Origin of the sequence: Arthrobacter sp. QXT-31, from assembly GCF_001969265.1 — a bacterium.
In the GTDB taxonomy this organism is placed as follows: domain Bacteria; phylum Actinomycetota; class Actinomycetes; order Actinomycetales; family Micrococcaceae; genus Arthrobacter.
Map to the genome: position 1 here is coordinate 4,846,319 of NZ_CP019304.1, position 12,737 is coordinate 4,859,055.

Sequence of the window (12,737 nt, forward strand, 5' to 3'; positions counted from 1 at the left end):
GGAATCACCGGGCCTGCCGCTTGCCGTTGTCCCGGGCTGGTGCTGGCGGGGCAACGTGCTGGTGACGGCCGACGTCGGCTCCGCCATCCAGGAGGTCCGACATGTCAAGGTGCGTTCCCTGCGAGGCCGGCGGTCCGGCCTGGTAAACGATGCCCGTGTCGACGGGCGCGATAACCACGATGTCGAGCGACGGCTTCAGCTCGCCGCCCAGAGCGGACCAGACGTCAGCAAAAGCCCGGTCCTCCGGCGGGGGAAGCCCCACGGTCAGCGGCACCACGAGCCCGGTTTCCGCCAACTGGCCGACCACGAGCTCGTCAGGCAGGGCCTCGTACTTGAGGAAGCAGCGAAGCAGCTGGTCAAGGAGGCGGTGCTCGTCCTCCGGCCGTTGGGTCCACGCTGTCACGAGGTAGGACAGCTTGTAATGACGGGGGGCCGGACGCCGGGTCCGGACATGGCCGTCATCGCCGCGCTGCTCCGACAGGCCCCGTTCCCGGCGCCGGACGTCCTCGCGGATGTCGTACAAGTAGAGGTTAACCGTCGGTGCATTGCGGCGTGCAGCCCAGTCCTTCGTCGGAGCGTCAAAGACGACGTCGACTTCCGACCCGTTCAGCGCGTCAGTCCGGATGAGCGTGCGCAGCGCCTCGTCCACCTGGGCAATCACATGACCACCGCCGTCGGGCTGGCGTGCGGCAGCTGCGACCGCGCCGCCAAGGCACGGCCCGCCGTCGGGCAGGTGTGCGGCAGCTGTGATCGCACCGCCAAGGTACGGCACGCCGTCGGAATCGCAACTGCCAATCCTGGTGTGGACAACTCGTAACTCTCCCGCTTGCCGGAACTTACGGTCCGCCGCCGGACGGACCGTAAGTCCACGGTGCTCGACACGGTCAACCGCCGGAACCCCGAGGGGGGCAGGCGGCCGGGAAGCGCCTCATACCCCTTCGGGCAATCCCTAAATCAGCCCCTCGCGCAAGGCGTAAGCCACGGCATGGGACCGGTTGCGCAGCTGGAGCTTGGTGGTCACGTCGTGCACAACGTTCTTGACGGTGCGTTCCGAATACGCGAGCTTCCGGGCAATCTCACACGTATCCAGTCCGTCTGCCAGCAGTCGCAGGACCTCCACCTCGCGTGGGGCTAGGCCGGTAAACATGATCCCGCGGGGACCAAGGACGTGGCGCTGCAGCTTCCCGACCTGGTCCAGCAGGCGGCCCAGCAGATCGGGCGGCACGCTTCCTTCACCTGCAGCAGCGGCCAGGATGACAGAGATGAGGCGGTCCGGTGTCGCTTCGCTGCGGCGCACTATCCCCACTACCCCCGTTTCCACTGCTTTGACGAGGTCGCCGTCGTCCAGGCGGCCTGCCACGAGGACTGCCCGGGCGGCGCCTTTACGCTGCACGATGCGGAGCAGAGTCAGGGCGTCTTCGTCGACTGAATCTGCAACCACGACGACGACCCTCGCCTCCGCGTTCGGCGCCCGCACCACGCGGACTTCGGGACGGGCCCGCAACTCGCTGGCGACCCCGGCTTCGGAAATCGGATCGCGTGCGTGGACTTTCACTGTTATTGGTTCCATGAATCCTCCCCTGCTACCTGTAACGGCCGCGGATAAGACCGGTAGCCCCCACCAGCTTCACGTACCCGAATGTGGCAATCCGCTGCCCTGAATTTAGCGGATGCTTCTCTTCGTGCAGTCAACAAGGGCTCAACGGGCAACCGTAGTGCCCCGAAGTCCGGCCCGGTGTCATGCTGCGCGCATCCCCCAGCGCCCTAGCCTCTGAGTACCTGCGAGCGTCTCTGCCCAGGCGCTTGCTGGCCTTCGAAGGAGAGGGTATGACCACCACCGCATCGTTTGACACGCCTCGCCTCAGCATAGAGGGGGGTGCAGAAGGGACGACCGGTATAACCTTCCGCAATGACAGCGAAGTCGTGGAGGAATACTCGCTTCGGGTTGTTGGCCCGGCAGAGTCCTGGGCTGAAGTGGCACCGGCCCGCGTTTCGCTCTATCCAGGACATGACACCACGGCTGACGTCACATTCAGGCCTCCCCGGTCTGCTTCCGTGCACGCTGGCGAGTACCTGTTCGGGGTTCAGGTATTACCCACCGAGCACCCGGAGGACGCCGCTCTGCCGGAAGGGGTTGTAGAGGTGCGCCCCTTCCTTGAGACGACGGGTGAGCTCATGCCAAGAATGTCCCAGGGCAAGCGCGGGGCCAAGCACAATGTTGCCTTGGATAACTGGGGTAATGTCCCCATCACAGTGGAACTGGCTGGATCCGACCCCGGCGACCTGCTGGAATTCGAACTGCAGCCTCCGGAACTGACAATAGGACCTGGCGAAGTTCAGTTCACGGCTGTCCATGTTCGACCCGCAGAGAAGATTTGGAGCGGCACGCCTACCACTCGCGTTTTCGTGGTAACCGCGACACCGGAGGACGGGGTTCCCGTTCTACTCGACGGGAGCCATGTTCAGTACCCAATACTGCCGTGGAGGACCATCAAAACCGTATTTTGTCTCCTGCTTCTGGCGGCGGCACTGACGGTGGCGTGGCACTTCTCGGTCGAGTCAGTCAGGGTGAGCGAACCCACGAGCACGAACACGTCGCAGGGGGTCGCCCCGAACGGCGTGCCGAACGGGACTCAGTGATGCCTACTGGTCCCGCACTCCGGGTCGGGGATACGGCTTTATGCTCCTTGTCCGACGGCCCCAAGCCGCATGTGGGAGGGCCTGTCACCCCGGCCGCCGGCGTGCCAACCGTGTTGATTGGCGGGATGCCTGCTGCAGTAGCGAACGCCCTTCCCGGCGGGATTGTGTGTGTTTCTCCGGCGCCAAACGGGATCGCAGCGGGCAGCCTGACGGTGCTCATAGGCGGCTTTCCTGCCGCCCGGGTGGGTGACCTGAGCCTTCACGGCACTCCCGTGGGCCCAGGCCCCGGCTGTCCCACCGTCATTATCGGGGGGTAGAGCGGGGACGTAATACGTGGCTGGCGGCTCTGCTTGGGCTTCACTGTCCCTCGGCCGCGGGAACCGTTTCCGTCGAGCCCGCCGGCGAGGAAGAACCGTCGGAACCGCCTCCCTCCGGAAGCTGGCCTCCCTCCGGAAGCTGGCCTCCCTCCGCAGCAGGCGAGGAGGGACCGTCTGTGCTGTCCATTGTTTCTGGGGGGCAGACGGCCGTAGCGGGCAGGGTGTCTGCGGTGGGCAGGGTGATCTTCACGGTGATTAGGTTGTTGTCCTCGTCGGCTTCTTCAATGGTTTTCAGCGGGTCGGCCATGAAGGTCACTTCGTGCGTTTGCCCAAGGTCATCGGGCTGGATGTTGACGCGTACCTCCGTAAGCTTCGGTTCCTCCCCCGCCTCCAATGTTTTCTTCTCACTCAGCCCCACTTTTGCCGCTAACGACTTACTTTCGATTCCCAACTCAACCGCGTGGACCCCCTGCCCCTGGTTGCGCAAATCCACGGTGACGAACAGGCAGGCAGGCGTGTCGGGCGGGTCACCCCGGGCCACGGTGCATGCTTCTGGAGGAACCACGATGAAGTCCGGCTTCACCTGCGCGGCGTCAGTCTGCGACGGCGGTGCAGTGGTCGCTTGGGGCCGGGCCGTGGGAGGAGCATACGGCTCGCACACGATCGGGTCCGCCTCTTTGCCGCCGGCACGCCCACCACCAGTGCCACCTCCAGAAACTCCGCCACCGGAACCCCCACCACCAGTTTCACCGCCGCCTGAGCCTCCACCATCAGTGCCACCCCCACCGGTTTCACCGCCACTACCAGTGGACGGCGTCGTCGACTCTGTGGACGGAGCAGTCGTTTGATTGGGCGCAACCGTTCCGCTTCCCGTAGCGCCACCCGCGGTCCCAACTGGGGTTGGGCGGGTAGTCAAGTCCGGTACGTGAGGACCACAAGCAGTCAGGGCAAACGCGATGAGCAGAACTAACGCAAATGGCCTACGCATTCCGTAAACTCTCATGTGCTCACAATCCGCTCCGACCGAAGCCCAGTCGTCTGGGGGTCTACTGGGGCGGTCCTTTCGTCAGACCGCAGCCAGTTGGCATCCATCGTGCGTCGCTTGTCCCATGCATCCGTGCCCAAAGAGGCAATAAATCGGGCAGCTTTACCGCCTCGTATACGATGGGGCGGCGCCTACTCAGGCTTCTTCGCCCGGCTGGGCTGAACGCGGGGCGGCTCGCCCGGCATCTTTGGGTAGTCGGGCGGGAACGGCAGCTCCCCCAGCCCGTTGCCGATGTCGCGCTCCCACCACTCCAGGAGTGTATCGATCGTGCCCGGCTTCGCGTGCATGTCCGCCCACGGGTCCCCGATGGTTTTCAGCCGGTCCGGCACGGTGAGGATGGTAAAGTCCTTCGGCCTGACATCCGCCAGCTCATCCCAGGTGATGGGGCAGGACACGGACGCATGCGGAAGGGCCCGCGGGCTATAGGCGCCGGCGATGGTGCGGTCCCGGTTGGCCTGATTGAAGTCGACGAAGATACGTTCACCGCGTTCCTCCTTCCACCAGTTCGTGGTGACCCTGTCGGGCATGCGGCGCTCAAGCTCCCTGGCGGCAGCGATCACGGCGTGGCGGACGTCGAGGAATTCGCGGGTCGGTTCAATGGGGGCGTAGACGTGCAGGCCCCGGTTGCCCGAGGTCTTCAGGAAGGCGTCCAGCCCTGCCTCTGCGAGCACCTTCCGCAGTTCCAGGGCCGCGGGGATGGCGTCGTCGTAGTCGGTGCCGGGCTGGGGGTCCAGGTCGATGCGCAGCTGGTCGGGGTTGTCCGAGTTGACTGCATGGGACGGCCAGGGGTGAAAAACCACCGTGTTCATTTGCGCTGCCCACACCACGGCGGCCGGCTCGTCGAAGACCAGCATCGGGTGCGAGCGCGCGCTGGGAAAGACCACCTTCACCGTGCGGATAAAGTCGGGAGCGCCTTTGGGCGGGTTCTTCGAGAAAAACATCTCGCCGTCCACGTCGCCCGAAAAGCGCTGCAAAGCCACCGGCCGGTCGCCGTTTGCCCGGATGAAGGCCTCCCCGACATCCACGAAGTAGCGCGCCAGGTCCAGCTTGGTCAGCCCGAGCTCGGGCCACAGCACCCGACTGGGACTTGAGATGCGCATTTCCCTTGGGCCGTTGGGCCCGTCGACACTGAGGGTGGTCTGTTCACTGGCCATGGGGACAACCTACCCCGCCCGGCGGGCGGCGTCAGCAGTTTCCCATTCACGGCTCCTGCTGAGCAGCCCCTGCCAAGACGGGTTCCGCCGTCGGACATCGCCAAAACATCCAGCCGCTCTATGGGCAGCAGCGGGACCATCTGTAAGGATGAAAGCCACGGGCGCCGCCAGGCGCAGAGCATCCTCGAAGGAGACCCATTCCATGGTTGAATCCGCCAGTCTGGACGCTACCCAAGGACCTTCCGACGCCCGGGAACCGGGTGAACAGCAGCTGTTCCGGACGACGGCCGCGGAGGCCGGCCTGGTTCCCGGCAGCAGGGACTGGAACGCGCTTGAGGAACGCTACGACCGGCACTTTCCCGACCTGTCCAGGCTGTTCCGTTCGCTGTACGGATCGCGTCCGGACGTTGAGGAACAGCTGGCCGCCCTGGTGGCGGAGATGGCCCGCTCCTGGCAGGACCGGCCCGCCGACCTGAAACAGCTCGACGACGGCCGGGAAGACAACAGCGACTGGTTCCAGTCCAACCGCATGCTCGGCGGCGTCTGCTATGTGGACCGCTACGCAGCCGACCTGGAAGGTGTGCGTGCCCGCATCCCCTATTTCAAGGAACTCGGCCTCACCTACCTCCACCTGATGCCGCTGTTCCTTGCCCCGGAACCGCTGTCCGACGGCGGCTATGCGGTCTCCAGCTACCGGAAGGTCAATCCGAAGCTTGGCACGATGGACCAGTTGCGCGCCCTCGCCGCGGAATTGCGCGCCAACGGGATCAGCCTGGTGGTCGACTTCATCTTCAACCACACCTCGAACGAGCACGAGTGGGCGCAGCGGGCCGCCGCGGGCGAGCCCCGCTACAGCGACTACTACTGGATCTTCCCGGACCGCACTATGCCTGACGCGTTCGAACAGAACGTCCGCGAAATCTTCCCCGAAGACCACCCCGGCTCCTTCGTGCAGCTGCCGGACGGCCGGTGGGTGTGGGCCACGTTCCACACTTTCCAGTGGGACCTGAACTACTCCAACCCGGAGGTGTTCCGGGCCATGGCCGGCGAGATGCTGTTCCTGGCCAACCTCGGCGTGGACATCCTTCGCATGGACGCGGTGGCCTTCATCTGGAAGCAGCTGGGCACGCCGTGCGAGAGCCTGCCCGAGGCGCACACTCTGCTGCAGGCCTTCAACGCCGTCTGCCGGCTTGCGGCGCCGTCGCTGCTATTCAAGTCCGAGGCGATCGTGCACCCGGACGAGGTGGCCCTGTACATTGACCCGGCTGAGTGCCAGCTTTCCTACAACCCGCTGCAGATGGCGCTGACCTGGGAGGCGCTGGCCACGCGGAACGTGTCGCTGCTGGCCCAGGCCCTCGAACGGCGGCACAACATTGCTCCCGGGACTTCCTGGGTGAACTACGTGCGGAGCCACGACGACATCGGCTGGACGTTTGCGGACGAGGACGCCGCCGAGTTCGGCATCAACGGCTTCGACCACCGCCGGTTCCTGAACTCGTTCTACGTCAACCGGTTCCCCGGCAGCTTCGCCCATGGCGTGCCGTTTCAGGACAACCCGCGCACCGGTGACTGCCGCATCTCCGGCACCACGGGGTCGCTGTGCGGCCTGGAGGAGGGTTCGGCGGAGGCGATCCGCCGCGTACTGCTGACACACTCGGTGGCCTTCAGCACCGGCGGCATCCCGCTGCTCTATCTCGGTGACGAGGTGGGTCAGCTCAATGACTACGGCTATGCCCAGGAGGACGGCCACGAGGCGGACAGCCGGTGGGTGCACCGACCGCAGTTCCCCGCGGAAAAGTACGCCAAACGCCTGGATCCCGCTACTCCTGAGGGGGCTGTGTATGCGGGGCTGCGTCGGCTGATTGAGGTCCGTGCCGCGACTCCAGAACTGGGCGGCACACGCCTCGTTCCCTTCACCACGAACAATCACGCCGTCCTGGGCTACCAGCGCCCCGGCGTGGGAACCGCAGTACTGGCCCTGGCCAACTTCAGCGATGGCCCGCAGGTGGTGTCGGCCGAGACGCTATCCGGGTTCGCGGCCGAAGCGCTGGACCTGTTTTCCGATGTGCCGGTCCGGATCGACGAGGGGCTCGTGCTGCGGCCGCAGGACTACGCCTGGCTCCGGGTGGTCCCGGCCGACTGAAGCGATCGGGCATGATGAACTCATGCCCACAGCTGATACTCCCGTCACCATTGCCGTCGGTGACGGCCACGTGTCCGGTGCCTACGCACGGCCGGCCAATCCGTTCGCAACCCTGGTGCTTGCCCACGGGGCCGGGGCGGGCATGGAACATCCGTTCATGCGCGGCTTCACTGGCGCCTTGAACGACGACGGCGTGGCCACCTTGCGCTTCAACTTCCCCTACCGCGAGGCGGGCCGGAAGTTCCCCGACCGTCCGCCGGCAGCCATTGCCACCTGGCGGGCGGCGATGGCTGACGCTGCAGCCCGGTCCGCAGGGAAAAGCGAGCCGGTGTGGGCTGCCGGGAAGTCGTTCGGCGGCCGCATGGCCTCCATGGCGGTGGCCGAGGGCATGCCTGCCGCAGGCCTCGTCTACCTCGGCTACCCGCTGCACCCGCCGGGCAAGCCGGAAAAGCTCCGCGACGAGCATCTCTATGGGCTAACAACGCCCATGCTCTTCCTCCAGGGGACACGCGACACTTTCGCCACCCGGGAACTGCTGGAAGGCGTGGTTTCACGGATCGGACCTACCGCCACGCTGCAGTGGTGCGAGGGCGGCGACCATTCATTCGCTGTTGCCGGCAACAAGCGAAGCGCCGAAGAGATCGGCGCCTCGCTCGCGGCGCCGGTCGCCGCATATATTCGGGCCAACAACCCTGCCGGCCACTAAGTCGCACGGTCTGGGCACAATTGAATGCCCAATAGGGCAGCCCATCGGAGCCCCGCGACTCCCATGCTTCAATTCTTCCCCGCTCACTAGGGAAATTGCTGCTGTTCCAGCACTCAACGTGGATCTAAAGGGCAAAGCTCGGACACAGGAGCAGTGACTGCGGGTTTCCCTGTCAACGAGGTGAAGCCACAATGAGGTCCATGCCTGCCGCGTGCCCAGTTCGGCGGGTCAAACTCGGGAGCATTTGTGGCAGCTCGAAGTACGCGACATACAAACAAGGAACGGCCCTCCGCCAAGAGGAATATCGTTGGCAGCCTGACATTGCGAACTCTTGCGGCAGCACTGATCCTAGGTTTTGCCGTCTTCGCCTTCAGCCAAGGCCCAATCAGGAACAATCGCCATTCTGCTGGCGAGGTCGAATTGCCAATGGCTCCGACCGGCAGCGAAGACGCACCACTCCTGGACCCCAACAACACCCCGCGAGTGAAAGTGCCTTTTCGCCCGGTAATCTCCAATGCTGCCCTCAAGGGAGCCTCGACGCCGGGCGTTGCATCAGCACTACTAAAAAGACCCCCGCGCGGCTCCCTTATGGCTCCTCTTGAATTCTTGGTCAAAACTTCTCAGTTCGGGTCGCGTAGAAATCCAATCACGGGGCAATTGGGTGAGTTCCACTATGGGCAGGATTTCGGTGCAGCCTGTGGAACGCGGGTATACGCTGCCGACGCAGGCGTGGTCCGCGCAGCGGGTTGGCACCCTTGGGGAGGGGGCAACAGATTAGAGATTGACCATGGCAACGGCCTGATTACGACCTATAACCATCTGCTGAAGTTAGGTGCCGAAAAGGGCAGCAAGATCAGAGTCGGCGAGGTTGTTGCCAAAGTGGGCACTTCAGGATCATCGACCGGCTGCCACCTGCACTTTGAAGTCATCGAAAACGGACAGCATAAGGACCCTAATCGGTGGACGTTACTGGGCATCCGTCAGATTGACCGCTTAGCCCTGGACGATAGGATGATCAGCTTTGATCCGAGTTCAGTAAAGACGCTGACCTGGACGATTCCCACCATAGCTGGAAAGACCTTCAGTACGAAGGAGCCTGCTCCACCACCTCAACCGCCGCATTGCAGCACCAAACCGCTGCCTTCGGACTGCCCTGCGCCAGACAAGTGCAGGTTCGACCCGCAGGCACCCGGCTGCACACCCACAGACAAGTGCAAGACCAACCCACAAGCACCCGGCTGCACACCCACAGACAAGTGCAAGACCAACCCACAAGCACCCGGCTGCACACCCACAGACAAGTGCAAGACCAACCCACAAGCACCCGGCTGCACACCCACAGACACGTGCAAGACCAACCCACAAGCACCCGGCTGCACACCATCGCCAGAGTGCACGGTCACGGCCGGCATTCCGATGGCGCCGGGATGCGCCCTCCCACCGGGCTGCGCGGTCCAAGCCGACGGAACCATGCCGGCTAACTGCCCGCTCCCGGCAGGCTGTGGTGTCAAAGCCGGGGTTGCCATGTCTGCAAACTGCCCTCTCCCGGCAGGATGTGTCGTCCAAGCCGACGGGACTATGCCCGCCAACTGCCCCCTTCCCGCGGGCTGCGTCGTCCAGGCCGACGGGACTATGCCCGCCAATTGCCCCCTCCCGGCAGGCTGCGTCGTCCAGGCCGACGGGACTATGCCCGCCAACTGCCCCCTCCCGGCAGGCTGCGTCGTCCAGGCCGACGGGACTATGCCCGCCAACTGCCCCCTTCCCGCGGGCTGCGTAGTCCAGGCCGACGGGACTATGCCCGCCAATTGCCCCCTCCCGGCAGGCTGCGTCGTCCAGGCCGACGGGACTATGCCCGCCAATTGCCCCCTCCCGGCAGGCTGCACCGCCCAGGCAGGGGTCGCCATGCCGAACGGATGCCCACTCCCGGCAGGCTGCGTCGTCCAGGCAGACGGGACCATGCCCGCCAACTGCCCCCTCCCGGCAGGCTGCACCGTCCAGGCAGGGGTCGCCATGCCGAACGGATGCCCACTCCCAGCAGGCTGCGTCATTCAAGCAGACGGCACCATGCCTCCCAACTGCCCCCTCCCCGCAGGCTGCGCCTACCAGTCCAACCAGCCTGTCACGCCGAACTGCCCCCTCCCGGCAGCCTGTGCCACTCAGGCGAACACGCCAGTCCCCGACGGATGCCCCCTTCCGGCCAATTGCGCCTACCAAGCCGGAGTAGCCATGCCGGCCAACTGTCCCCTCCCCACAGGATGCGGGGTTCAGCCACAATTGCCAGCCACGTGTCCGCTGCCGCTTGAGTGCCAACTACCGCCGGAGCAGTTGCCGGCCTGGTGTTCTCAGCCACCTGCGCCGGGCCAAGAGCTTGAGCCTTCGGCATCTCACCCGTCCTGGACGAAATCAGCCGCCGGCGAGTCACCAAAGTTCCAGGAGCTGCTGAACTAAGGCTGGTTCTGCACCATGGGCGTCTGCCCTGCAATCAGGCGTTCGCCGCCGCAGGCGCCACGTTGCCCGGGACGGGTTCGTGCCGCAGGTAACTGCGGCGGAAGCGGCCGGTGCCGGCAGTCAGCGCCCGCAGCTGGACCGCGTACCGCAGGAGCTCCCCGTCCGGGACCTCGGCGGTGACTTCCGTGACGTCGCCGCCGGACGACGTCGTACCCGTGAGCCGGCCACGGCGGGCCGACAGGTCGCTCATGACAGACCCCACGTACTCGTCGGGGATGCTGATGGTGACAGAAGAGACTGGCTCCAGCAGCTGGATCCGCCCGGCGGCCGCGGCCTCCCGCAGCGCGAGTGCACCGGCGGACTGGAACGCCGCGTCGGAGGAGTCGACGCTGTGCGCCTTGCCGCCCACCAGGGTCACCCGGATGTCCACCACCGGAAAGCCCGCCGACACGCCCTTCTGCATCTGGGCCCGCACGCCCTTCTCGACCGAGCCGATGAACTGGTTCGGCACCACCCCGCCCACGGTCTTGTCCACGAACTCGAAGCCGGCCCCGCGTTCCAACGCCTCCACCTCGATGTCGCAGATCGCGTACTGGCCGTGGCCGCCCGACTGCTTGACGTAGCGCCCGTGTCCGGCCGCGGGGGCGGCGAACGTTTCCCGCAGCGGCGTCACCACCGGCACGGTCTGCAGCTTCACGCCCTGGTCACGCAGCCGGTCCAGGACCACCTCGCCGTGGGCCTCACCCATGCACCACAGGATCAGCTGGTGGGTTTCCGAATTGCGCTCCACCCTTAGGGTCGGGTCTCCGGCGGCCACCTTGCCCAGGCTCTTGGCGAGGGCATCCTCATCACTGCGGGTGGCGGCCTCGACGGCGAGCGGCATCAGCGGCTCGGGCATGTCCCACGCGGTGATCAGCAGCGGGGCATCCTTCGCTGACACGGTATCGCCGGTCTCCGCGCTGCCAATCTTGGTGATGGCGCAGATGTCCCCTGCCACGCAGTACGGGATGGGCCGCAGGTTCGCCCCCAGCGGCGAATACAGGTGGGCCAGCCGCTCGTCACTGTCGTGGTCCTCATGGCCGCGTTCGGCCAGCCCGCGGCCGCTCACGTGCACTGCCGAATCCTCGCGCAGCGTGCCGGAGAAGACGCGCACCAGGCACACCCGTCCCAGGAACGGGTCGATGGTGGTGCGCACCACCTCACCCGCCAGAGGTCCGTCCGGGTCGCACGTCAGCGGCCCCGCAGGCTCGCCGGCAAGATCGGTCACGTCCGGCACGGCACGCTCCAGAGGCGTGGGAAATGCCCGGGTCAGCATCTCCAGCAGTTCCGTCATGCCGAGGCCGGTCTCGGCCGATGCCGCCAGAACAGGGAAGAACGATCCCCGTGCCACAGCTTTTTCGAGGTCCCCCACCAGGACATCGGCGTCGATATCCTCACCGCCGAGGTAGCGATCCATCAGGGACTCATCCTCGCTCTCGGAGATGATCCCCTCGATCAGCGTGCCGCGTTCGGACTCGGCAGCGGCACGCTCATCGGCACTGGCGTCCCGGACGGCGGGCTCCGGGGATTCGCCGTCGTACTCCGACACCTGGCCGGACAGCAGGCCGAGCAGCCCCGTGACACTCCCGTCCGTTCGCACCGGGAGGTAGGCAGGCACCACGGACTGCCCGAACGCGCGCTGGCAGGCGGCCAGGGCGGCCTCGAAATTTGCCCGTGGATGATCAAGCCGCGTGATCACCACGGCCCGCGGTGTGTCCAGCTGGGCGCACTCCGCCCAGAGCGCGGTGGTGGCGGCATCGACGCCGTCCACGGCCGACACCACGAACAGCGCCGCGTCCGCAGCGCGCAGCCCGGCCCGCAGCTCGCCGGTGAAGTCCCCATAACCGGGCGTGTCCAGCAGGTTCACCTTCACGCCGTCGTAAACCAGCGGCGCCACGGAAAGCACCACGGAGCGCTGCTGGTGGATCTCCGACGGCTCCGCATCGCTGACCGTGTTGCCGTCAACGATCGAGCCCATCCGTGGAATTGTCCCGGCGGCGGCGAGCAGGGCCTCGAGCAGCATGGTTTTGCCGGCTCCGGAGTGTCCCACCAGTGCGACATTGCGGATGCCCTCCGGCTTGTCCACCGGCGCTCCGGCGGACGCGTCCGCCCGCCGGAGATCGGAGCTGCCGCGGCCCGGACCCTTGCCCCGGCCGTTAGTGCCTTTTACCGACATGACCATCTCCCGGCGTGCTAGTCGTGAGCCGCCAAGCGGCCTTAGTAAGACGATTCGACACCTAAAGCT

General features: G+C 65.8%; 10 protein-coding genes. 5 read left to right on the top strand and 5 right to left on the bottom strand.

Annotated features, from left to right (window positions below; genetic code table 11):
• Window positions 1-4: 4 nt before the first annotated feature.
• A complete protein-coding gene (locus tag BWQ92_RS22170; protein ID WP_236783031.1) occupies window positions 5-772 on the bottom strand; it encodes a DUF4255 domain-containing protein in 768 nt (255 codons plus the stop codon).
• A 177-nt stretch (window positions 773-949) separates the two neighbouring features.
• A complete protein-coding gene (locus tag BWQ92_RS22175) occupies window positions 950-1,570 on the bottom strand; it encodes a response regulator transcription factor (protein WP_076803277.1) in 621 nt (206 codons plus the stop codon).
• 257 nt (window positions 1,571-1,827) lie between these two features.
• Between BWQ92_RS22175 and BWQ92_RS22180 the strand changes: the two genes are divergently transcribed.
• A complete protein-coding gene (locus tag BWQ92_RS22180; RefSeq protein ID WP_076803278.1) occupies window positions 1,828-2,640 on the top strand; it encodes a COG1470 family protein in 813 nt (270 codons plus the stop codon).
• Window positions 2,640-2,957 carry a PAAR domain-containing protein gene (locus BWQ92_RS22185; RefSeq protein WP_076803279.1) on the top strand — a complete coding sequence of 106 codons (318 nt, stop codon included), beginning with the start codon at window positions 2,640-2,642 and terminating at the stop codon, window positions 2,955-2,957. The genes BWQ92_RS22180 and BWQ92_RS22185 overlap by 1 nt, the downstream gene beginning before the upstream one ends.
• 40 nt (window positions 2,958-2,997) lie before the next feature.
• Here BWQ92_RS22185 and BWQ92_RS22190 read toward each other — a convergent pair whose 3' ends face one another.
• Together BWQ92_RS22190 and ligD are read right to left on the bottom strand one after the other, a co-directional pair.
• Window positions 2,998-3,540, bottom strand: coding sequence for a CARDB domain-containing protein (locus BWQ92_RS22190; protein WP_076803280.1), 543 nt, complete (start codon window positions 3,538-3,540; stop codon window positions 2,998-3,000).
• Window positions 3,541-4,133: 593 nt separating this feature from the next.
• Window positions 4,134-5,156 (bottom strand): non-homologous end-joining DNA ligase, encoded by a 1,023-nt coding sequence (gene ligD, locus BWQ92_RS22195; protein ID WP_076803281.1) that lies wholly within the window; start codon window positions 5,154-5,156, stop codon window positions 4,134-4,136.
• 202 nt (window positions 5,157-5,358) lie between these two features.
• Between ligD and BWQ92_RS22200 the strand changes: the two genes are divergently transcribed.
• The 3 genes from BWQ92_RS22200 (at window position 5,359) to BWQ92_RS23725 (ending at window position 10,453) form a co-directional block, all read left to right on the top strand.
• Window positions 5,359-7,299: an alpha-amylase family protein gene (locus BWQ92_RS22200; protein WP_076803282.1), complete on the top strand. Its 1,941-nt coding sequence runs from the start codon at window positions 5,359-5,361 to the stop codon at window positions 7,297-7,299.
• A 22-nt stretch (window positions 7,300-7,321) separates the two neighbouring features.
• Window positions 7,322-8,005, top strand: coding sequence for an alpha/beta hydrolase family protein (locus BWQ92_RS22205; protein ID WP_076803283.1), 684 nt, complete (start codon window positions 7,322-7,324; stop codon window positions 8,003-8,005).
• 588 nt (window positions 8,006-8,593) lie between these two features.
• On the top strand, window positions 8,594-10,453 hold the full coding sequence (locus tag BWQ92_RS23725) for a M23 family metallopeptidase (protein ID WP_076803284.1): 1,860 nt from the start codon (window positions 8,594-8,596) through the stop codon (window positions 10,451-10,453).
• A 34-nt stretch (window positions 10,454-10,487) separates the two neighbouring features.
• Here the strand turns inward: BWQ92_RS23725 and BWQ92_RS22215 are convergent, their stop codons facing one another.
• The gene (locus BWQ92_RS22215; RefSeq protein ID WP_083706488.1) at window positions 10,488-12,668 is read right to left on the bottom strand and encodes an elongation factor G-like protein EF-G2; all 2,181 of its coding nucleotides are present in this window, start codon (window positions 12,666-12,668) and stop codon (window positions 10,488-10,490) included.
• Between the last annotated feature and the right edge of the window lie 69 nt (window positions 12,669-12,737).

Bases quoted from the DNA above. Each gene is read 5' to 3' on its own strand.
- BWQ92_RS22185 (WP_076803279.1), top strand. From the start codon at position 2,640: ATGCCTACTGGTCCCGCACTCCGGGTCGGGGATACGGCTTTATGCTCC.
- BWQ92_RS22200 (WP_076803282.1), top strand. From the start codon at position 5,359: ATGGTTGAATCCGCCAGTCTGGACGCTACCCAAGGACCTTCCGACGCC.
- BWQ92_RS23725 (WP_076803284.1), top strand. From the start codon at position 8,594: ATGGCTCCTCTTGAATTCTTGGTCAAAACTTCTCAGTTCGGGTCGCGT.
- BWQ92_RS22205 (WP_076803283.1), top strand. From the start codon at position 7,322: ATGCCCACAGCTGATACTCCCGTCACCATTGCCGTCGGTGACGGCCAC.
- ligD (WP_076803281.1), bottom strand. From the start codon at position 5,156: ATGGCCAGTGAACAGACCACCCTCAGTGTCGACGGGCCCAACGGCCCA.
- BWQ92_RS22175 (WP_076803277.1), bottom strand. From the start codon at position 1,570: ATGGAACCAATAACAGTGAAAGTCCACGCACGCGATCCGATTTCCGAA.
- BWQ92_RS22180 (WP_076803278.1), top strand. From the start codon at position 1,828: ATGACCACCACCGCATCGTTTGACACGCCTCGCCTCAGCATAGAGGGG.
- BWQ92_RS22215 (WP_083706488.1), bottom strand. From the start codon at position 12,668: ATGTCGGTAAAAGGCACTAACGGCCGGGGCAAGGGTCCGGGCCGCGGC.